At 62.6% G+C, this 19,956-nt stretch carries 18 protein-coding genes; 11 read left to right on the forward strand and 7 right to left on the reverse strand.

What is annotated here, in order from left to right; translation table 11 throughout:
- The first annotated feature begins 2 nt into the window (after positions 1 to 2).
- Together FHX11_RS13550 and FHX11_RS13555 are read left to right on the forward strand one after the other, a co-directional pair.
- Complete coding sequence (locus tag FHX11_RS13550) at positions 3 to 1,517, forward strand: ABC transporter substrate-binding protein (RefSeq protein WP_184358144.1); 1,515 nt, start codon at positions 3 to 5, stop codon at positions 1,515 to 1,517.
- Between the two features lie 291 nt (positions 1,518 to 1,808).
- Complete coding sequence (locus FHX11_RS13555; protein WP_184358145.1) at positions 1,809 to 2,180, forward strand: hypothetical protein; 372 nt, start codon at positions 1,809 to 1,811, stop codon at positions 2,178 to 2,180.
- A gap of 126 nt (positions 2,181 to 2,306) precedes the next feature.
- On the opposite strand, the gene FHX11_RS13560 is transcribed toward FHX11_RS13555, so the two are convergent.
- From FHX11_RS13560 to FHX11_RS13575, 4 genes are all read right to left on the reverse strand, one after another.
- A complete protein-coding gene (locus FHX11_RS13560; RefSeq protein WP_184358146.1) occupies positions 2,307 to 3,395 on the reverse strand; it encodes a hypothetical protein in 1,089 nt (362 codons plus the stop codon).
- Positions 3,396 to 3,406: 11 nt separating this feature from the next.
- A complete protein-coding gene (locus tag FHX11_RS13565) occupies positions 3,407 to 4,894 on the reverse strand; it encodes an OmpA family protein (RefSeq protein ID WP_184358147.1) in 1,488 nt (495 codons plus the stop codon).
- A gap of 318 nt (positions 4,895 to 5,212) precedes the next feature.
- Complete coding sequence (locus tag FHX11_RS13570; protein WP_184358148.1) at positions 5,213 to 5,881, reverse strand: isoprenylcysteine carboxylmethyltransferase family protein; 669 nt, start codon at positions 5,879 to 5,881, stop codon at positions 5,213 to 5,215.
- A gap of 194 nt (positions 5,882 to 6,075) precedes the next feature.
- Complete coding sequence (locus FHX11_RS13575; protein ID WP_184358149.1) at positions 6,076 to 7,491, reverse strand: short-chain fatty acyl-CoA regulator family protein; 1,416 nt, start codon at positions 7,489 to 7,491, stop codon at positions 6,076 to 6,078.
- 183 nt (positions 7,492 to 7,674) lie between these two features.
- Between FHX11_RS13575 and aceA the strand changes: the two genes are divergently transcribed.
- Both aceA and FHX11_RS13585 read left to right on the forward strand, forming a co-directional pair.
- Positions 7,675 to 8,964 carry an isocitrate lyase gene (gene aceA / locus FHX11_RS13580; protein ID WP_184358150.1) on the forward strand — a complete coding sequence of 430 codons (1,290 nt, stop codon included), beginning with the start codon at positions 7,675 to 7,677 and terminating at the stop codon, positions 8,962 to 8,964.
- Positions 8,965 to 8,987: 23 nt separating this feature from the next.
- A complete protein-coding gene (locus FHX11_RS13585; RefSeq protein WP_184358151.1) occupies positions 8,988 to 9,227 on the forward strand; it encodes a hypothetical protein in 240 nt (79 codons plus the stop codon).
- A 70-nt stretch (positions 9,228 to 9,297) separates the two neighbouring features.
- Here FHX11_RS13585 and FHX11_RS13590 read toward each other — a convergent pair whose 3' ends face one another.
- Both FHX11_RS13590 and FHX11_RS13595 read right to left on the reverse strand, forming a co-directional pair.
- Positions 9,298 to 10,062 carry a response regulator transcription factor gene (locus FHX11_RS13590; protein ID WP_184358152.1) on the reverse strand — a complete coding sequence of 255 codons (765 nt, stop codon included), beginning with the start codon at positions 10,060 to 10,062 and terminating at the stop codon, positions 9,298 to 9,300.
- Complete coding sequence (locus FHX11_RS13595; protein WP_184358153.1) at positions 10,059 to 11,291, reverse strand: GAF domain-containing sensor histidine kinase; 1,233 nt, start codon at positions 11,289 to 11,291, stop codon at positions 10,059 to 10,061. Before FHX11_RS13595 ends, FHX11_RS13590 begins: the two co-directional genes overlap by 4 nt.
- A 302-nt stretch (positions 11,292 to 11,593) precedes the next feature.
- Here FHX11_RS13595 and FHX11_RS13600 point away from each other — a divergent pair, with 302 nt between their 5' ends.
- The 5 genes from FHX11_RS13600 (at position 11,594) to FHX11_RS13620 (ending at position 17,031) form a co-directional block, all read left to right on the forward strand.
- On the forward strand, positions 11,594 to 12,610 hold the full coding sequence (locus FHX11_RS13600) for an ABC transporter substrate-binding protein (RefSeq protein WP_184358154.1): 1,017 nt from the start codon (positions 11,594 to 11,596) through the stop codon (positions 12,608 to 12,610).
- A gap of 99 nt (positions 12,611 to 12,709) precedes the next feature.
- A complete protein-coding gene (locus FHX11_RS13605; protein ID WP_184358155.1) occupies positions 12,710 to 14,173 on the forward strand; it encodes a sugar ABC transporter ATP-binding protein in 1,464 nt (487 codons plus the stop codon).
- A complete protein-coding gene (locus FHX11_RS13610) occupies positions 14,170 to 15,114 on the forward strand; it encodes an ABC transporter permease (RefSeq protein ID WP_184358156.1) in 945 nt (314 codons plus the stop codon). Before FHX11_RS13605 ends, FHX11_RS13610 begins: the two co-directional genes overlap by 4 nt.
- Positions 15,111 to 16,061 carry an ABC transporter permease gene (locus FHX11_RS13615; RefSeq protein WP_184358157.1) on the forward strand — a complete coding sequence of 317 codons (951 nt, stop codon included), beginning with the start codon at positions 15,111 to 15,113 and terminating at the stop codon, positions 16,059 to 16,061. Before FHX11_RS13610 ends, FHX11_RS13615 begins: the two co-directional genes overlap by 4 nt.
- 49 nt (positions 16,062 to 16,110) lie before the next feature.
- Positions 16,111 to 17,031: an SMP-30/gluconolactonase/LRE family protein gene (locus FHX11_RS13620; RefSeq protein ID WP_184358158.1), complete on the forward strand. Its 921-nt coding sequence runs from the start codon at positions 16,111 to 16,113 to the stop codon at positions 17,029 to 17,031.
- Between the two features lie 9 nt (positions 17,032 to 17,040).
- Here FHX11_RS13620 and FHX11_RS13625 read toward each other — a convergent pair whose 3' ends face one another.
- A complete protein-coding gene (locus tag FHX11_RS13625; protein WP_184358159.1) occupies positions 17,041 to 17,949 on the reverse strand; it encodes a GntR family transcriptional regulator in 909 nt (302 codons plus the stop codon).
- Positions 17,950 to 18,139: 190 nt separating this feature from the next.
- Here FHX11_RS13625 and FHX11_RS13630 point away from each other — a divergent pair, with 190 nt between their 5' ends.
- The gene (locus tag FHX11_RS13630) at positions 18,140 to 19,276 is read left to right on the forward strand and encodes a mannitol dehydrogenase family protein (RefSeq protein ID WP_184358160.1); all 1,137 of its coding nucleotides are present in this window, start codon (positions 18,140 to 18,142) and stop codon (positions 19,274 to 19,276) included.
- Positions 19,273 to 19,956 carry an amino acid ABC transporter permease gene (locus tag FHX11_RS13635; protein ID WP_184358161.1) on the forward strand — a complete coding sequence of 228 codons (684 nt, stop codon included), beginning with the start codon at positions 19,273 to 19,275 and terminating at the stop codon, positions 19,954 to 19,956. Before FHX11_RS13630 ends, FHX11_RS13635 begins: the two co-directional genes overlap by 4 nt.

The following is a 19,956-nucleotide window of genomic DNA, read 5'->3' on the forward strand; positions in this document are numbered from 1 at the left end:
TCATGACCAGCAGATGGAAATCAATCGGGCTTGCGGCCATCGTCGCCGGCCTCACGCTCACCGCAACCTATGCCGAGGCAGCCGGCGTGCTGACCATCGGCCGCCGCGAGGATTCGACCACGTTCGATCCGATCAAGACCGCCCAGAACATCGACAACTGGGTGTTCTCGAACGTCTACGACGTGCTGATCCGCGTCGACAAGACCGGCACCAAGCTGGAGCCCGGCCTCGCCGAAAGCTGGACGGCCTCCGACGATGGCTTGACCTACGTCTTCAAGATCCGCGACACGAAATTCTCCGACGGCTCGCCACTGACGGCCGAGGACGCCGCCTTCAGCTTGCTGCGCATTCGCGACGATCCGGCCTCGCTCTGGAGCGATTCCTACAAGGTGATCGACACGGCGGTCGCGACCGACGCCCATACGCTGACGATCAAGCTCAAGCACCCCTCCGCACCCTTCCTCTCGACGCTGGCGCTCCCCAACGCCTCCGTCATCTCCAAGAAGGGCATGGAGACGCTCGGCCCCGACGCCTATGCCGAAAAGCCGATCGCCTCGGGCGCCTTCACCGTCGACGAATGGCGGCGCGGCGACCGCATCATCCTCAAGAAGAACCCCAATTTCTGGCAGGCCGACCGCGTGAAACTCGACGGCGTCGAATGGATCTCCGTCCCCGACGACAATACCCGTATGCTGAACGTCCAGGCCGGCCAGCTCGACACGGCGATCTTCGTGCCCTTCTCCCGCGTGGCGGAATTGCAGAAAGACCCGAACCTCACCGTCGACATCGACGCCTCGACGCGCGAGGATCATCTGCTGATCAACCATGCGCATGGCGATCTCGGCAAGAAGGAGGTCCGCCAGGCGCTCGATCTCGCCATCGACAAGAAGGCGATCGTCGATGCCGTCACCTTCGGCCAGGGTACGGTCGCCAATTCCTACATTCCCAAGGGCGCGCTCTATCACTATGCCGACAACCTGCAGCGCCCCTACGACCCGGAAAAGGCCAAGAAGCTACTGGCGGACGCCGGCGTTTCCAACCTGACCCTGACCTATCTGCTGCGCGCCGGCGATGAAGTCGACGAGCAGACGGCGGTGCTGATCCAGCAGCAATTGCAAAAGGCCGGCATCACCGCCAACCTGCAGAAGGTCGATCCCAGCCAGGAATGGGATATGACGGTCGCCGGCGATTACGACATCTCGGTCAACTACTGGACCAATGACATTCTCGACCCCGACCAGAAGACGACCTTCGTGCTCGGCCACGATTCCAACAACAACTATTCCACCAACTACAAGAACGAGGCGGTGAAAGAACTCGTGGCCAAGGCGCGCCTGGAGCTCGATCCGAAGAAGCGCGAGCAGATGTATATCGATCTGCAGAAGATGGCGAAGGACGACGTCAACTGGATCGACCTCTATTACAGCCCCTATATCAACGTCTCGCGCAAGAACATCGAGAACTTCTACCAGAACCCGCTCGGCCGGTTCTTCCTGGAAGATACCGTGAAGAACTGATCTTCGGCAGACGTCCTCTTCTCCCAAGCTTGCGGCAGAGGCCGGCACCATATCGGTGCCGGCCTCTTCGACATTGCAGGGCCTGTCTATCCGTCGAGACGTCATGCCGTCCGGGCGCTGTAACTTTCTCAACAAAGAAAAACACAAACGAAAAATCGGAAGACATATGGTCGTCCGGCAGGCCGAGGCGCGCGGAAAAGACCTGCAACTGCCAACGCTGGACATCGGCTCTCGCAATCGATGGCACAAGCGCTGCGCGCCATGAAGAGACTTCGGTAAAGGAATCCGATCATGAAAACTATCTTCGCGGCTCTCGCCTTGACCATGGCGGCCACGATCGGTGGCATAAGTCCGGCCGCCGCACAGGTGATCATCTACCGGGACCATTCACCCGACGATGCTTCGGACGACGACCAGGTGGAGCCGTCCTTCATCCAGCACTGGAACCGCGAGCACGACTCGACCAACCGATGGGGAGAACGGCGCCACAGCTTTGGCCCGAACGATGTCATCCGGCTGCTGGAGCGGCGGGGCTATCGCGTCCGGGATGTCGACGATGTCGGCGAACGATATCTCGTCAGGGCGTCGCGCGACGGCGACAACCTTCTGGTCAGCGTGTCCCGCGACGGTGAGATCATGGGCGTCGTACACGACCGTTATTGATGCGATTGCCGCCGGACGGAGATGCTCTCCGCGGCGGCGACCCACGGATCGCTCCATTAGAGATTTTTGCCCCGCAGCCTCAAGCTGCGGGGCGTCCGGTCTTCGGGAGGAAACGGTATCCCTATGCTAAAGCGAAGTCGGCACGTCACCCTGGTCGACGCGGCGGGAGAATTCGGTCTCGATCCCCTTCGCCAGCTTCGCGGCCTGCCCGACCCAGTCCTCGCGCTCGATGCGGCCCGGAAAGGCCAGGTAGCTGCCGACCCATTCGGCATTTTCCTCGGTCCAGGCCGCGATCTGGGCAAAGGTCCAGATGCCAAGCTCGTTCAGCTTGATCTCATTGACATGGCCGATGCCGGAAATGCGCTTCAGATTGTCCGGCGTCGCATCTCCTTTCGCGGCGGTCGGCGGGCGCCGGCCGGGATGCTCACCGTCAGCGCCAGCGGTGGTGGTCGCGGCAGGCGCCGATGACGCCGGGCCAGGTGATGTGGGCGTATCGCCCGAGCGCGCGGAATCGGTTCCGAGCCCTTTCGCCAATTGCGCCGCCTGCCCGATCCAGTCCTCGCGCTCGATGCGGCCGGGGAAGGCCATATAGCTGCCGACCCATTCGGCATTTTCCGGCGTCCAGGCCGCGATCTGTTTGAAGGTCCAGACACCCAACTCATTGAGCTTGCCCTCGTTGACGGGACCGATACCGTCGATGAGCTTCAGATCGTCAGGGGCGGCAGCCCCTTTCACCAAGGCCAGCGGGCGCAGGCCGGGATGGAGGTGATCGCCAGCGGGAGCGGCGGGAACTGGTGCCGATGCGGTTGCCCGCACCGGCTCGGGTGTTGGAATCGGCGCTGGGGCTGGCGTCGGCACGGGAGACGGCGGCGTGACCCGAACAGGCGTGGGTTCGGCGGCTACGAGAGGCTCGCTCACATCCGCTTCCCGCGCGCCGAAACTCGCCAGCCAGCTACCGAGGAAGCAGCCGACGATATAGCTTCCGACGAAGAGCAGCGCGGTTTCGAGATAGTGTCCCGCCAGTCCGGGCAACCATTTGAATATAGCCACGACCAGGCCGATGAGAAACAGCAGGCCCAGCAGCTTGAACCAGCCGGGCCAGGCATCCGGCCACCAGCCGCTTCTTGAGCGCAGGAAGGTCACGAAACCGACGATGCCCCCAAGCACCAGTGCGAGAAGCATCCATAACCAGTAGGTGGAAAACAGATAGGTCATTGCCGCCTCTCCTATTTGATAGAGAATTCGATACGGCGATTGAGCGCCTTGCCCTCATCGGTATCGTTCGATGCGATCGGGCGAGACGAGCCGAGACCGATGGCGGTCAGCCGGCTTGCCGGTACGCCCGCGTCGCTCAGATAGGTGACGACGGCTTTGGCCCGCTGTTCGGACAGCGCGACATTCGCCGCTTCGTTGCCGCTCGAATCCGTATGACCGGAGATCTCGACAGCATTGCCGGGGCAGCGATTGATCGTCGCGACGATGGTATCCAGCACGCCTGATGATACCGAGGAGATCCTGGCCTTACCGGTATCGAAGTTGATCTTCGATTTGCTGAGGATCGTGTTGAGCAGGGATTGGCAATTCGGAGCATCGACCGCCGGAGCGGGCGCGCTGACGGCGATTTCGGCGGGCGCCGCCTTGAAGCCCGCAGGTATGGCAGCGGCGAACCCGTCCTGAATGCTCTTGACGGCACCGTCATAGAGCGCTTCGCCGGACAGCTTCGCATCCGTGCTGGAAAGCGAGAACGATCCCGTGGCAAGGCGTGACAGGGCATTGAGGCCGGCGGTCGCGGCAGCGGCAAAGCCGTCCGGCGCGCCGGCGGCGGCTTTCAACTGATCACTGATCTCATCGCCGGCAAAAAGGTTCTTGGCGGCGTCGAGGATCTTGCCGTGCGTGTCGTCGTCCGGATAAGTGCCCGAAAGCGTCAGTTTCCCCGCCTCCTTCAAGGCGTCGAAACTGAAGGAAGACGGCGCAAGCGCCGGTGTGACGGAGGCCGAGGCTCCGGCGGAGGCCACTGCCGCGCCGGAAGAAACCGCCGGGTCCGTCGGAGCGGGAACAGCGGCCGCTACGGGCGCGGGTGCCGCGATATCCGACTTGGCAAGGGAAAAGCCTTGCGGCAGTGCCTTGAGCGCAGCCATGATCCCATCATAGGCATCGCGGGTGTCGACCGTGCCGGAAATTCCGAGCCCGGTATCGGACAGCGATACAGCGCCCTTGGAAAGACGGGCGAGCTGATCCAGCCCGAACTGGACACCGGCATCGTAGCCGGCTGGCGCGCCGCTGGCATATTGCATTTCATCCTTGACGTCGGCGCCCGAGAAAGCAGCCTTCGCGGCCGAAACGATCTTGTCGCGCACGGTCGGGTCCGGCACGTTGCCAGTCAGGACGACGCTCGAACCTTCGTGGGATGCGCCCCAGTTGAAAGGCTTGGCGACATCCGGCTGCCTGGCATCGACCAGTACCTTGCGGACACCCCAGACGCTATCCACGATGCCCGCGATCTTTCCGGCCTCATCCGGCGAAAACACCGTGCCGGAGACGGAGACGTCGCGCCCGACCACGTTGAAGGCAGGATTGAGAACCGCCGAGCCCAAAGCGGACGTCGACCTGTTGCCAAGATCACTATCGATGGATTTTCCGGTAAAGATCGTGGCTAGAATCCACAGGATTGCAAGGGGGATCAATCCCCACCACCATTTCGAAGGCTGACTCATAGATACCCCCAATGACTGAACCCAGGACGGCTATATATGAGTTATAAAGCATATACTTTAAACCATTATATTCGCAACAAAAATTGTATTCATCACATGTATGCGATCTTCTGCGGTTCTTCGTGAGCTAGCCTCCGACGGGGTTCATTGGGGTGCAAACGGATATTTCGAACCCGCATCCAAGGCCCTTTAGGCCCGCCTTTTGAGGAGATTGCAGCAAAGCGGTTCAGCCGCATACAAGGCAATACCGGCCTCGCACACGCGATGAAAACGGGGCAAGATGATAAGAAACCTCGCGACCTATCTCGCCGGTCGTTCCTACCAGACGAAGGGAACGAACCGATAGCGCACGCGCCCGACATAGGCATCGTAGCCGCTCAACTCCGATCTTAGAGTCCGCTCCTCGTGAACTGCGCGCCAGCCGATCGCGACGATCAGCAGCGCGGAGAACAGCAAGCCCCACCAGGAGCCGAGCAACAAGGGCACCCCGAGAAAGAGAAACAGCACGCTGGCATACATCGGATGGCGCACGATCGCGTAAGGCCCTGTATCGATCACCGTCTGATCCGGCTGGATTTTCACCGACGGTGCGGCAAAGACATTTGCATGAAACGTCCATAATGTGCCGAGCATATTGGCGACGACACCAAGGGCTCCGGCCACCTGAAGCCAGAACGGCACGGCGGTAAAGCCGGTGCGGGCCGCATCCCAGCCCATGAAGCCCATCCAGCAGCAGAAGGCCGGGATGAACAAGCTCAGCCAGATACGATCCCAGGTTTTCTGACCGCGCTGCAAGGGCGAGCCCATGCGCTCCAGCAGCAGTCTCGGACTGTAACGCGACAACCAGGAGATCATGGCCAGACTGCCGACCGCAAACAGGCCGATCACGACCCAGGCGCCGGGAAAAGCGAGCGTGCCGGCCGGCCAGAAAAGCAGCACGGCCATGAAGACCAGCCATGCCAGGAGCTGAAACAGATAAGAGGTCATGATGCTCCTCGATGGAGGAAACCTGCAAACGGCCGGCATCTGGAGGCATGAAGACGAGACGCAGGACTATTCATGGACCATTCCCCCACGCTTGGTTCAAGTCAATCGTTCAGCGGGCATGCAAGCTGCAAAATGCTTTTCCAGCACCGGCAATGTCTTCCTGGCAAGCGTCGATACCGGCAGCCGCCTTCGCGTCAGAAATCGAAGATGCTGAGGCCGGTCGTCATCTCGTCCAGCCCGAGCGGCCTGGTCACGGGCGGTTCGGCGCGCGAAAGACAGCCCTTGCGTTCGCACAGCCGACAGGCCGGCCCGACGGCGACGGGTAGCTGGCCCGATGAAGCGGACTGACCATAGGCCAGATTGGCGCCGACCGCGCTGTCGCAGCCCACAAGCAGCGCCGTACGTCGAATACGCTCGCCGAACGGCGCCCGCGGCCCCTCCTGGGTACGCGCCACGGTGAGATAGGTCGAGCCATCCGGCATCTCGACGGTCTCCGACAATATCTGGCCCGGCTGCAGGAATGCGGCGTGGATGTTGAGTTTCGGACAGCCGCCGCCGAAGGACGAGCGCGGAAAGCCATGCGCGCCCATCCTGCGCAGGCGATGGCCGGCGGAATCGATCTCCATGAGAAAGAAAGGCACGCCGGATGCGCCTGGCCGCTGCAGCATGGTCAGACGCGCCGCCGCCTGCCCGAAGGAAACCGAGAAACGCGCGCACAGCATATCGATATCGTATTTGACGCCCTGGGCCGCCTTGAGGAAGGCCGCATAGGGCATGGCGAGCGCCAGCGCCGCCAGGCGGCCAAGCTCGAAGCGGGCGATGCGCCTGGCCTCGGGGGTCGACAAGGAAAGCTCCCCCAGCTCGGCGCCGATCGCCTCCTTGAGGGCGATGCCTGCAACCTCGATGGCGATCTCATGCGTCTGGTCGGCCGGCGACAGCCGTTCGGACAGAAACAGGCGCATCGAATGCCGGTCGAAACGCCGGCGAAGATCGGGCATGACATGAACGGGCAGAATGCGCACGCTGATCCCACACTCCGCGCGCAGCCAGTCCTTCAAGGCGAAAGGCAGATCCTGATCGGCCGACAGGCTGGCGGCAAAACTTTCAGCCGCCGTTTCAAGACGCGGGAAATAGGCCGAACGGCTCTCGAAGACGTCGCGGACCTCATCGGCCGGCAGGCGGGCACCGCCGATGGGCGGCGTCGCGCCGGCTTGCGTGGTCAAGGTCATCAGGTCGGAAAGGCGGGCGGCCTGCTCGCGATAGGCGCGGTAGAGCTTGACGACACCGCTTGCCGCATTCGGCGCGATCTCGGCAAGCTCGACCAGCTCCTGATCGCCCGGCAACTCGCCGGCAAGCAGCGGATCGGCGAAGACCTCCTTCAACTGGCCGAGACCGTCGCCCGCCTCGCTCCTGAGTTCGTCGAGATCGATCTTGAAGGCGGAGCTCAGCTTCAGCAGCAGCTGCACGGTCAAGGGCCGCTGGTTGCGCTCGATGAGGTTGAGATAGGAGGGAGAGATTTCCAGCGCATCCGCCATCGCGGTCTGGGTCATGCCGAGCCCGTTGCGCACACGCCGGACCTTCGGGCCGGCGAAAATCTTTCTCTCCACCATCAGCGCTCCTCCGCCTCCAATATTTTACAAATCTTGACAAAGTGACTGCCGCTCTTCGTCAAGGATTTGCAACGTGACCCTTTTCCGGACGCTATCCAAAAGGTTTCTCTGGCATTTCGCCGTCACTTTGTCGATCTTGTCAATGCGTCACCCGAGTGACGGACATTCTGTATGGAGGAAATCGTGACAGAATTTGACAATCTGATCCGCAATGCACCGGCCGGCCGTTTCGACGGCATCGAACGTCCCTATTCGGCGGAAGACGTGCGGCGGCTGCGCGGTTCGGTGGAGCTGCGCTATTCGCTGGCCGAACTGGGCGCGAACCGGCTCTGGGCGCTTCTGCATCGCGAGGATTTCGTCAACGCGCTCGGCGCCCTCTCCGGCAATCAGGCCATGCAGATGGTCCGCGCCGGCCTGAAAGCGATCTATCTCTCCGGCTGGCAGGTTGCCGCCGACGCCAACACCGCATCCGCCATGTATCCGGATCAATCGCTCTATCCGGCCAATGCCGGGCCGGAGCTTGCCAAGCGCATCAACCGCACGCTGCAGCGCGCCGACCAGATCGAGACCTCCGAAGGCAAGGGCCTTTCCGTCGATACCTGGTTCGCTCCGATCGTCGCCGATGCCGAAGCCGGCTTCGGCGGGCCGCTGAATGCCTTCGAGATCATGAAGGCCTATATCGAGGCAGGTGCTGCGGGTGTTCATTTCGAGGATCAGCTCGCGTCTGAAAAGAAGTGCGGCCATCTCGGCGGTAAGGTGCTGATCCCGACGGCGGCCCATATCCGCAATCTCGATGCGGCCCGTCTGGCGGCCGACGTCATGGGCGTGCCGACGCTCGTCATCGCCCGCACCGACGCGGAAGCCGCCAAGCTCATGACATCGGACATCGACGAGCGTGACCGCCCCTTCGTCGACTACGATGCCGGGCGCACGGTCGAAGGCTTCTACCAGCTCCGCAACGGGCTGGAGCCCTGCATCGCCCGCGCGGTCGCCTATGCGCCGCATTGCGACCTCATCTGGTGCGAGACCTCGAAGCCCGATCTCGAACAGGCGCGGCGTTTCGCCGAAGGCGTGCACAGGCATTATCCCGGCAAGCTGCTTGCCTATAATTGCTCGCCCTCCTTCAACTGGCGGAAAAATCTGGACGAGGCGACCATCGCCAAGTTCCAGCGCGAGCTCGGCGCCATGGGCTACAAGTTCCAGTTCATCACGCTTGCCGGCTTCCACCAGCTCAATTTCGGCATGTTCGAGCTGGCACGCGGCTACAAGGAACGACAGATGGCGGCCTATTCCGAGCTGCAGCAGGCGGAGTTTGCTGCCGAAAGCAACGGCTACACCGCCACCAAGCACCAGCGCGAGGTCGGCACCGGCTATTTCGATGCCGTGTCGCTCGCCATCAGCGGCGGCCTGTCGTCGACCACCGCCATGAAAGCATCGACCGAGCACGAGCAATTCCGCCCGGCCGCCGAATAAACCGAAGCTCAAGGAGGAAAACCATGGCTTCCATCGTACGTGTCCGCGAGCGCGCGGAAGAACAATCCACAACCCTGACGCCCGATCAGCAAAGCACGATCCGGGCGCTGGCGAACGACCTGCACCGGCTGAACCACTCGGTCATGAAGGCCGTCGAGGCCGGCATCTCGGTCGAGCTCGTCCGCTCGGCCCGCCATCACGGCGGTGAAGGCAACTGGGGCGACCTGTTGATTCCGGTCGTCATGGCGCGCGGCCAGGCGTAAACCTGCCGCCAGTAACACGATGCTGCCGCATGTCGGACACGACCTGCGGCAGTATTCGTTTTAGGGGACATCATCCATCTCGCAAGAAAGGATCGGCATCGCGGCTGGAGGCGCTCTGCCGGGCGAGCCAGCCCGCCAGATCCGCCTCGGCGCGCTCGATCGCGCTGTGGTTCAGGAGTTTGCGCAGGAAAGCGACGGCCACGGCCCGTGCGCGCAGATTGAACCGGCCGTCATCAGGGTCATGGCCAAGGGAGCGATAGACGTCCAGCTTCTCATAGAGCTGCTGCAAGCGGTTCTGCACGCTGCGCACCGAGAGATTGCGCCGCTGGGCAATGGCCCGGTCGGTCAGACCGAGCGCGATGTCGACAAGGATTTCATATTCGGCATCGGTGAAGCCGTTGGCATTGCCAAGGCTTTTCTGCTGCATACCGCGCACTTCGCGGTCGATCACGCACTGGCTCTCGATGAAGATGCTGCGCAGCGCCAGCCGCAAGCGATCGTCCGAGGCCGACTTCAGCACATAGCCATAAACGGCCCCCTGCGGCACGATGCGCGACACACCCCGCACATAGGCCTCGTCGGAATAGTTCGACCAGAACAGGATGCGGGTCTCGGGCCTCTCTTTCCAGATGGTCCGGGCCGCCTCGATGCCGTTGCGCGGGCTCATCTGCAGATCCATCACCACATGGGCCGAACGATAGTCGCGGGCGAGCCTTTCGCCGGCATGGCCGTTTTCCGCCTCGAGCACGGTTTCGCATTCCGGTAGAGCCGCCCGGACCGCTTCGTTGAGATAGGAACGATGCAGCGGATCGTCCTCGATGATCAACACCTTCATGCCGCCCCTCCAAACGCCGCCAGAGCCCGGCCGGCAAGCGTCACGGTGACGCTGGTGCCACCGGCCGGGCTCGACGGTTTGACGGCAAAGCGCGCCGAAATCAGGCGAGCCCGCGTCTTCATGTTTTCAATTCCCCCGCCGCTTGTCTTGCGTGCGGTGTTGAGGCCGATGCCGTCGTCGCTGACCTCTATGATCAACGCTCCGGCCGCCGCCTCCAAACGCACCAGAACGCAACTCGCCTGTGCATGGCGGATGGCGTTGTTGATCGCCTCCTGCGCAATGCGAAACAGGGCGATGCTGACGGGCTGTTCAAGGCAATCGATCGCGCCGTTGGTCTCGTCGGTAAGTTTCCAGCGCATGATCGCCCCGCTTTCCTGGATCGAGCGCTCCAGATGGTTTTCGATTGCCTGCGCGAAACCGAAAAGCTGCAATACCGACGGCTTGGCCTCCTCGATGATCTGGCGAAGATCGTGCATGCATTGCTGCAATCCGCGAAAGAGCGGCTCCAGCGCCTCGCCGGTGACGTCCGGCATACGCGCGAGCCGTTCCAGCCGCCGCGAAAGTCGCGTCAGATCCGCCAATATCTGGTCGTGCAGGTCCATGCCGATGCGCTGGCGCTCGGCCTCCAGCGCCTCCGTCAATTTCAGCGCCCCCAGCCGCAGCCCCTCCTCGCGGGCCCGCGCCTCCGCCTCCACGATCGCCGAACGCTTGGCCTGCTCGGCCGCGCGGATGGCGAAGAAATGCGGCGCCAGCAGATCGGCGATGGCGCGCGCATTCTCCACATCCTGCATTCCATAAAGGCCGGCCCGATGGCTGGAGCAGCTCAAGGCGCCGATGACATTGCCCTGAACCTTCAGCGGCACGTGCAGGCGGCTTCTCAATTGCTCGCGGATGATCGGATGCGAGAAGGCGCCTTCGAAGTGGAACCGCGGGTCGCTGCAGGCGTCGTCGGTCAACAGATGGTCGACCTCGCCCCAGAGCAGCGTGCGGATGGGGCTGTCGCTGACCGGAGCGGGGTGGCGCTTGCCCCAGTCGGTCTCGAGGCCGCTCTCATAGGCGATGTGATATTTCTCATCCACCATGATGATGCAGACATCGAAATGGTCATATGGGATGACATGGCTGATCTCGTCGGCAACCGAGCGGATGACCGAATGAAAATCGAGCTGTCCGGCCAGGAGCCTGGAAATGCTCAGATAATGGTCGAACAGCGACCGCGACTCCGACATGTGCAAGGCCGGCCCTCCCAGGCAGCGCGCCGGCCTCTCCCCAGGCCGGTTGCGAAACGCAAAATCCGAGCGTCATTAAGCGCCGATCGGGATCGTTCGTCTTGCGGAAAGGCGCAATTTTTCTGCGGGTTCCCGCAACGTCCGTCCCGTTAAGCGCCTGTACAACCGAAAGAATCTCGGACATCCTATCTTTACTGACGGGGCGACCTTCAGTGCAAATATTATTTTCGGCCGTTGTTGAGGAGCATCGTCGAAAATCCTGACCTGGGAGTGAGATTTAGGTCTTTTTGGGAGGAAAGAATATGAACATTGCCAAGATGCTGCTGGCATCCGTCGTGATTGCCAGCGTTGCAGCGCCGTTTTCCGCGCTTGCGGATACCGCGTCCAAGAAAATTGCCCTATCCAACAATTATGCCGGCAACTCCTGGCGCCAGGCCATGCTGACAAGCTGGCAGAAGGTGACGGGCGAGGCCGTGAAAGCCGGCGTGGTTGCCGCGGCCGATTCATTCACGACGGCGGAAAACCAGGCGACCGAACAGGCCGCGCAGATCCAGAACATGATCCTGCAGGGCTACGACGCCATCGTCATCGACGCGGCTTCACCGACAGCGCTGAACGGCGCCGTCAAGGAGGCCTGCGACGCCGGCATCACCGTCGTGTCCTTCGACGGCATCGTCACCGAACCCTGCGCCTGGCGCATTGCCGTCGATTTCAAGGGAATGGGCGCAAGCGAGATCGAGTATCTCGCCAAGAAGCTTCCGAAGGGCGGCAACATCCTGGAAATCCGCGGCCTTGCCGGCGTCTCGGTCGATGACGAGATTTCGGCCGGCATTCACGCCGGTGTCGCCAAATATCCGCAGTTCAAGATCGTCGGCTCCGTGCATGGCGACTGGGCGCAGGACGTCGCCCAGCGCGCCGTCGCCGGCGTCCTGCCGAGCCTGCCCGAGATCGCCGCGGTCGCGACGCAGGGCGGCGACGGCTATGGCGCCGCCCAGGCTTTCGCGGCCGCCAAGCGCCCGATGCCGACGATCGTCATGGGCAACCGGCAGGACGAACTCGCCTGGTGGAAGAAGGAAAAGGACGCGAACGGCTACGAGACCATGTCGGTTTCCATCGCTCCCGGCGTCTCGACGCTCGCCTTCTGGGTCGCCCAGCAGATCCTGGACGGCAAGCAGGTGAAGAAGGATCTGGTGGTGCCGTTCCTGCGCATCGACCAGGCCAATCTGGAGACCAATCTCGCCAATACCCAGCAGGGCGGCGTCGCCAATGTGGAATATTCGCTCGAAGACGCCCAAAAGGTCATCGACGCGGCGAAGTGATCCGCAATACGCAGCCGTTTTCGGCCGATGCCATCGCATGGCGCGGCCGAAAACGATGCTCTTGCCAGCCTCTGAACGCAGTCAAAGACAACGGAGCCCATGACAGAAGAAGCATTGACGAAGGCTGTCGTTTCCGCGCGCGGCATCAAGGTGCAGTTCGGCGCCGTCAAAGCGCTCGACGGGGCCGATCTCGTCATCAATGGCGGCGAATGCATCGGGCTGGTCGGCCATAACGGCGCCGGCAAGTCGACGATCGTCAATGTCATCAACGGCGGCCTCAGCCCTCACGAGGGCTCGATCGCCTATCATGGCGACGCCTCCGCGCATGGCATCAATGCGGCGCACAGCCACGGCATCCGCTGCGTCTTCCAGGAACTGTCGCTGTCGCCGAACCTGACCGTCGTCGAAAACATGCGGGTCGTGCATCGCGACCTCAATGGCTGGAACTGGCGCCGGCAGGCCGCCGGCATCGTCCGCACCAAGCTCGACGAAATCTTCAGCGGCCACGGCATCGATGTTTTGCGTACCGTCGGCGAGCTTTCCATCGCCGAGCGGCAGATGGTCGAGATCGCCATCGTCTTCTGCGCCGTCGCGCAGACACCCAAGCTGGTCATTCTCGACGAACCCACTTCGTCGCTCGACGCAGGGCTTGCCGCGCAGCTCATGACCTATGTGCGCAAATATGTCGATGCTGGCGGCGCCGTGCTGCTGATCTCGCATATTCTCGGCGAGATCCTGTCGACCTCCGATCGTATCGTCGTCATGAAGGACGGCAAGGTCGTCGCCGACCGCCCGGCCGGGGAGTTTTCGACGCATAGTCTCGTCCAGGCGATGGGCAGCGTGGTCAAGGATTATGATTTCGGGCGAGGCAAGGAAAGGGCAGCGAACGCGTCGCCCATCCTCTCGCTGCCAGCCAGAGGCGGCAAGGGCATTGCTTTCAACGCCTACCGAGGCGAAGTCATCGGCCTTGCCGGTCTCGGCGGCCATGGCCAGACCGACATGCTGCTCGACCTCTATCGTTCGCTCAGCAGCGACTGGCTGCCGGGACGGCAAGGCCAGATTGCCTTCGTCGCCGGCGACCGCAGCCTCAACGGCACCTTCCCGCTATGGAGCATCCTGAAAAACCTCAGCATCGCCTCGCTTTCCGATATGTCGAGGAGATTCCTGGTCGACAGGGTCCGCGAGGACGGCATCGGCGCCGACTGGAAGAGCCGGATCGAAATCCGCACGCCCAGCATGGCGAACGGCATCCTGTCGCTCTCGGGCGGCAACCAGCAGAAGGTGCTCTTTGCCCGCGCGCTGGCGACGAGATCCTCCATGGTGCTGATGGACGACCCGATGCGCGGCGTCGATATCGGCACCAAGCAGGAGGTCTACAATATCCTGCATCACGAGGCGGGAAGCGGGCGCACCTTCATCTGGTACTCGACCGAGATGGACGAGATCCGGCTTTGCGACCGAGTCTACGTGTTTCGCAGCGGCGCCATCGTCGCCGAACTGATCGGCGATGCCATTACGGAGGAAAATGTGCTGGCGGCCTCATTCTCTGGAGAAGACGCATGATCCGCATGTCTTCCGGCACTGTGCGGCTCATCATCCCCGCTCTCTCGCTCGTCGTCCTGCTCGTCGCGGTCTTCTATCTGCAGCCGCGGGCCATGAGCTATGTCGGGCTGAACCTCCTGTTCAATCTGGCGGTGCCGATCGCGCTTGCGACCATCGCCCAGATGATGATCATGTCGGTCAACGATCTCGACCTGTCGATTGGGACTTTCGTGAGCTTCGCCGCCTGCGTGGCGGCGACCTATCTGCAATCCCAGCCGCTCGTCGGCATTCTGATCCTCGCGGCTGCCATCGCCGCCTATGCCGTCATCGGCATGGTCATCTATATCAGGGACCTGCCGTCGATCGTCGTCACCCTCGGCATGAGCTTCGTCTGGGGCGGGCTCGCCGTACTGCTGCTGCCGGCGCCGGGCGGCGCGGCGCCCGACTGGGCGCGCTGGCTGATGACCTCGAAGCCGCCGCTGGTTCCGATGGCGATCGTCGCGAGCGTCGTCATCGCTCTTGCCGCGCATTTTCTCGTCATGCGCTCCGCCTTCGGGGTATTGGTGCGCGGCGTCGGCGGAAACCAGCGCTCGGTGCAGCGCGCCGGATGGTCGATCCTCGTCCTGCGCGCCGCCGCCTATGGGCTCGCCGGCTTCTTCGCCGTGCTCTCGGGCATTGCGCTGGTCGGCCTCACCACCTCGGCGGATGCCAATATCGCGCTGCGCTACACGCTGCTGTCGATCGCCGGCGTCATCCTCGGCGGCGGCGAATTCACCGGCGGCCGCGTCTCGCCGATCGGGGCCGTCATCGGTGCCCTGACGCTGACGCTCGCCGGCTCCTTCCTGTCGTTCCTGCGGATTTCGCCGGACTGGCAGATCGGGGCGCAAGGCGCCATCCTGATCATCGTTCTTGCCCTGCGCCTGCTGCTCAACCGTCTTGAAAAGCGGGAGAAACACGCATGAACGCCCTTCACGCGCTCCATCGCAAACCCTGGATCTGGTCCTTCGCAGCCGCGATCGCGGTCTGGATCATCACCGTCCTGTTCACCGGCGGCGCCAGCTCCCTCGGCCTGTCGCAGGCGGCGCTGACCTTCGCGGCCTTCTCCGTCATCGTCGGCATCGGCCAGATGTTCGTCATCACCCTCGGACCGGGCAATATCGACCTTTCCGTCCCGGCAACGATGACGCTTGCCGGCACCTTGGCGCTCAAGCTGATGAATGTCGAAGACGGCATGATCGTGCCTGGCCTTCTGGTTTCCATCCTGATCGGCATCGGTATCGGCATCGGCAATTACGCGCTGATCAAGCTGCTGCGCATTCCGCCGATCATCGCGACCTTGTCGATGAGCTTCATCGTGCAGTCGACCGCCATCTGGAGCAATCGCGGCCTGCGCATCAAGCCGCCGGAACAACTGGCGGACTTCACCACCTCGAGCCTTGCCGGCATTCCCAACATCGCCATCGTGGCGCTGCTGCTTTCCGTGCTTGCCTGGATTCTCCTGGAAAAGACCATCTACGGCCGCTGGATCTCGGCCATCGGCCAGAGCATCTTCGCCGCCCGCATGGCCGGCATTCCAGTCGACGGCACGCGGCTGGTGACCTATATCCTCTGCGCCGTGCTCGCCTCGATCTGCGGCTATCTGCTCGCCAGCTTCTCGGGCGGCGCCGCGCTCAACATGGGTGCCGAATATCTGCTGATGTCGATCGCCGTCGTCATCATCGGCGGAACGGCGGTCGCCGGTGGCGATTCGAACGTGCCGGGCATATGGGGCGCCTCGCTCTTCATGTTCCTCGTCGTGTCGATGCTGAACACCTATGGCTTCGGCGCCGGCTCTCGGCTCATCCTCACCGGTTTCATCATCATCGCCGTCATTCTCGTCGCCGGCGGCCGCCCGCTCGGCGGACGCTGATGCCGATCGGCGCATGCGGATCCCCCTCGACAGCATAGGAAACATCACAATGGCCAAGGACGATCATCCTCTCTACGAAATCCGCGATCCCCGGTTCCGGAACCTCATCGTCCCGAGTGCTGCGCTGGACGAACTCTATTCCGGCTGCCGCTGGGCGGAAGGCCCGGTGTGGTTTGCCGATTCCGGATGCCTGATCTGGAGCGACATCCCGAACCAGCGCATGCTGCGCTGGGTGCCCGACGGCGGCGTCTCCACCTTCCGCACCCCTTCGAACTTCGCCAACGGCAATACCCGCGACCGCCAGGGGAGGCTCGTTTCCTGCGAACACGGCGCACGACGCGTCACCCGCACCGAGATCGACGGCTCGATCACCGTGCTTGCCGACAGTTTTCAGGGCAAGCGGCTGAATTCGCCCAATGACGTCATCGTCCGGTCCGACGGCTCGATCTGGTTCACCGATCCGACCTACGGCATCCTCTCCGACTACGAAGGCTACAAGGCCGAGCCCGAGCAGGCGACGCGCAACGTCTATAGGCTCGATCCCGAAAGCGGCGCGCTGGAGATCGTGGCCGACGATTTCGGCCAGCCGAACGGCCTGGCCTTTTCGCCGGACGAGACCAAGCTCTATATCGCCGATTCCGCCTCGAGCCATGACATCAACGCTCCAAGGCATATCCGCGTCTTCGACGTGATCGACAGCCGCAAGCTCGCCAATGGCCGCGTGTTCTGCGACATCGATACCGGCCTTCCGGACGGTTTTCGCGCCGACATCGCCGGCAATATCTGGACAAGCGCCGGCGACGGCGTGCATTGCTTCGCAGCCGACGGAACATTGCTGGGCAAGATCAGGGTGCCGCAGACCGTCGCCAACCTCACCTTCGGCGGACCGCGCCGCAACCAGATGTTCATCACCGCAACGAAGTCGCTCTATTGCGTCTATACGACGACGACGGGGGCGCAGGTGCCCTGAGCGTGGCGGTCAGGCCTGAATCTTGAACGGTCCCATCTGGATGGAGCGCATCAGCGTTGCGCGTGCGGAATCCAGGTGGGCCAGCAGGCTTTTCTCCACCGCCTCCGCATCCCTGTTGCGAAGGGCCGAGATATAGTCGAGATGCTGCGTGAGCGCCCTGATGTTGCGCTGTTTCTCGTCATCGATATTCCACTGATAGGTGTAGTGGAAGAAGGCCGAGACGACATTGTAGAACTCGATGATGTACCTGTTTTTCGAGGCATCGTGCACGCAACGATGCAGCCGTTCGTCCAGCGCCGGGAATTCACGATAGCGCCGGTCGATATCAGCCAGCAGCTCGAGATGCTCCGCCTCGATCGCCTGGAGCTCACGCCAGCATGGGTCGCTGTCCGGCAATCTGAGCAGGTGCCTCGCCGAGCGCAACTCGAACATTTCGCGGACTTCATAGATCTCCTCGGCGAAATTCGGCGTGACGCCCAAGAACACCCAGGCGCTGTTGGGACGGCGCTCGATCAGTCCAAAATGTTGAAAATGCGTGAGATATTCGCGGATGGTCGTGGTCGAGGTGCCGAATTGCCGCGCCAATTCGGCACTGTTCAGCAACTGTCCAGCGCGAAAATCCCCCTGCAATATCCACTCCATGAAACGGCGCTCGACGGCGGCGGCGGCGGACATGGTCTGTGTTTCGGGGAAATAATCGGCGGTCTCCGGCCTGCGTCGCAGGGAATGGCCGGCCTCGTCGAGCCGCAGAATCCCGGTATCCGTCAGGGAGGACAGAACCGACCGTACCGTCGTGCGGCTGACCGCCAGCTTCGACGCCAGTTCCGAGTTCGACGGCAGCCTCTCATCGACATCGATATCGCCAAGAAAGGACAGGCAGCGGTTGTACGCGCCCTTATAGACTGCATTCCCCTTCATTCCAAACCATCCCCCTGCTGCGATCGCTCCGTACCATATAGGCCGGATTATTTATATAAAAAACAGTTGACTCGAAAATCTCCGCCTGTTTTATATACATAAGAGACAGCCGAAGGGAGGATCGAAGCTTGTCCGGGATTCATCTTGCAAACGGATTTTCGCATCGCGCCCTCATCGGAAAGACCGACGCGTGAGCGGCCGCATCATCCAGTTCGGGACCAGCCGCTTCCTGCAGGCGCATGCGGCGTTTTTCATCCATGAGGCCGCCGAAGCCGGCCAGACGGTCGGTCCCATTACCGTCGTCCAGGTGTCGGGAGATGCCGGCCGGAGTGGCCGCGTCGCAGCCTTCGGCCGGCCCGAGGGCTATCCCGTCGTCATCCGCGGCATGGCTGACGGCGAGACGATCGACCGCACCGTGCAGGTGAAAAGCGTCGACCGGGGGCTTTCGGCGGCAAGCGACTGGGCCGAAATCACCCGGCTTTTCGTCGAGGAGGCCGATTTCGTCGTCTCCAATACCGGCGACACCGGCTATCGGACCAGCCCGGACGAGGACCGCTTTTCATCGGACGAGCACGCCCCGAAATCATTCCCGGCCAAGCTGGCATTCCTGCTCTGTCGCCGCTGGCGGGCCTCGGCGCGCCCGCTCGTGGTACTGCCCTGCGAACTGGTGACCGGTAACGGCCAGGCTCTCAGACAAGCGGTCGTCGAAAGCGCGCGGCTGAACGAGCTGCCGGCGGCCTTCTTCGAATGGCTCGACCGCGAAGTGGCTTTCGCCGATACGCTTGTCGACAGGATCGTCTCCGAACCCATCGAACCGGTCGGCGCCGTCGCCGAACCCTATGCGTTGTGGGCGATCCAGCAGGCACCGGGCGTACGGCTGCCGTGCACGCACGACCAGATCGTGCTTACGCCCAATCTCGAACCCTATGAACGCCTGAAGCTGCATATCTTGAACCTTGGCCATACCTATCTCGCGGAAATCTGGCAGACCGAAGGCCATGCCATCGATCAGACGGTGCGCGGCATCCTTGCCGATCCGAACGTCAGGCAGCGGCTCGAGGCCCTCTACGACACCGAGGTCGTCCCCGGCTTCGCCGCCAAAGGCATGGGGGACGAAGCGCGATCCTATGTCGCGACCACGCTCGATCGTTTCTCCAACCCGTTCCTCAACCATCGCATCGCCGACATCGCCCAGCATCATGCCCAGAAGGTCGAACGCCGCATCGCCGCCTTCCTCGACTGGGTCGGGAAGACGCCCGCCGACTACGAAGCCCCGATCCTGCGCAAGCTGACCGCGCGCTATCCGGCATCCGGAGGAGCGGCATGAACTACCAGTTCGATTTCGCTTCGCTCCTTCCCTACTGGAAGGAGTTCGCGCTCGGCGTCTGGCTGACCCTTCAGCTCTCCGTGTTTTCCACCGTCATCGGCTTCGTCCTCGGCACGCTCTGCGCCATCGGCCGCGCCGACGGAGGTCCCTGGGTTCGTGCTCTCGTCGCCTCCTATGTCGAGGTCATCCGCAACACGCCCCTTCTCGTGCAGGTTTTCCTCGTCTATTTCGGCATCGCCACGCTCGGCATCCACGTTTCGGCCAACCTCGCCGCCGTCATCGCGCTGGTCGTCAATGTCGGCGCCTATACATGCGAGATCGTCCGCGCCGGCCTGCAATCCATCCACAAGGCGCAGCTCGAAGCGGCGGAATGTCTTGGGCTGTCCCGCAAGCAGACCTACTGGCATGTGATCATCCGCCCCGCCATCGAGCGCGTCTATCCGGCGCTGACCAGCCAATATGTGCTGCTGATGCTGGCTTCCTCGATCACCTCGCAGATTTCGGCCGAGGAGCTGACCGCCGTCGCCAATCGTATCCAGTCGGACACGTTCCGCAGCTTCGAGACCTATATCGTCGTCGGCGTTCTCTACCTCTTCCTGTCCTTCGTCGTGCGCATCGCTCTCTGGCTTCTAGGCCTTGCGATCTTTGTTCGCCGACGCAAGCTCGGCACGGCGCTTTAA

This window comes from Rhizobium sp. BK602 (assembly GCF_014195095.1).
In the GTDB taxonomy this organism is placed as follows: domain Bacteria; phylum Pseudomonadota; class Alphaproteobacteria; order Rhizobiales; family Rhizobiaceae; genus Rhizobium.

What these genes read in the sequence shown, in the direction of transcription:
- FHX11_RS13550 (WP_184358144.1), top strand. Translation starts at nt 3, where the DNA reads ATGACCAGCAGATGGAAATCAATCGGGCTTGCGGCCATCGTCGCCGGC.
- FHX11_RS13555 (WP_184358145.1), top strand. Translation starts at nt 1,809, where the DNA reads ATGAAAACTATCTTCGCGGCTCTCGCCTTGACCATGGCGGCCACGATC.
- FHX11_RS13560 (WP_184358146.1), bottom strand. Translation starts at nt 3,395, where the DNA reads ATGACCTATCTGTTTTCCACCTACTGGTTATGGATGCTTCTCGCACTG.
- FHX11_RS13565 (WP_184358147.1), bottom strand. Translation starts at nt 4,894, where the DNA reads ATGAGTCAGCCTTCGAAATGGTGGTGGGGATTGATCCCCCTTGCAATC.
- FHX11_RS13570 (WP_184358148.1), bottom strand. Translation starts at nt 5,881, where the DNA reads ATGACCTCTTATCTGTTTCAGCTCCTGGCATGGCTGGTCTTCATGGCC.
- FHX11_RS13575 (WP_184358149.1), bottom strand. Translation starts at nt 7,491, where the DNA reads ATGGTGGAGAGAAAGATTTTCGCCGGCCCGAAGGTCCGGCGTGTGCGC.
- FHX11_RS13585 (WP_184358151.1), top strand. Translation starts at nt 8,988, where the DNA reads ATGGCTTCCATCGTACGTGTCCGCGAGCGCGCGGAAGAACAATCCACA.
- FHX11_RS13590 (WP_184358152.1), bottom strand. Translation starts at nt 10,062, where the DNA reads ATGAAGGTGTTGATCATCGAGGACGATCCGCTGCATCGTTCCTATCTC.
- FHX11_RS13595 (WP_184358153.1), bottom strand. Translation starts at nt 11,291, where the DNA reads ATGTCGGAGTCGCGGTCGCTGTTCGACCATTATCTGAGCATTTCCAGG.
- FHX11_RS13600 (WP_184358154.1), top strand. Translation starts at nt 11,594, where the DNA reads ATGAACATTGCCAAGATGCTGCTGGCATCCGTCGTGATTGCCAGCGTT.
- FHX11_RS13605 (WP_184358155.1), top strand. Translation starts at nt 12,710, where the DNA reads ATGACAGAAGAAGCATTGACGAAGGCTGTCGTTTCCGCGCGCGGCATC.
- FHX11_RS13610 (WP_184358156.1), top strand. Translation starts at nt 14,170, where the DNA reads ATGATCCGCATGTCTTCCGGCACTGTGCGGCTCATCATCCCCGCTCTC.
- FHX11_RS13615 (WP_184358157.1), top strand. Translation starts at nt 15,111, where the DNA reads ATGAACGCCCTTCACGCGCTCCATCGCAAACCCTGGATCTGGTCCTTC.
- FHX11_RS13620 (WP_184358158.1), top strand. Translation starts at nt 16,111, where the DNA reads ATGGCCAAGGACGATCATCCTCTCTACGAAATCCGCGATCCCCGGTTC.
- FHX11_RS13625 (WP_184358159.1), bottom strand. Translation starts at nt 17,949, where the DNA reads ATGAAGGGGAATGCAGTCTATAAGGGCGCGTACAACCGCTGCCTGTCC.
- FHX11_RS13635 (WP_184358161.1), top strand. Translation starts at nt 19,273, where the DNA reads ATGAACTACCAGTTCGATTTCGCTTCGCTCCTTCCCTACTGGAAGGAG.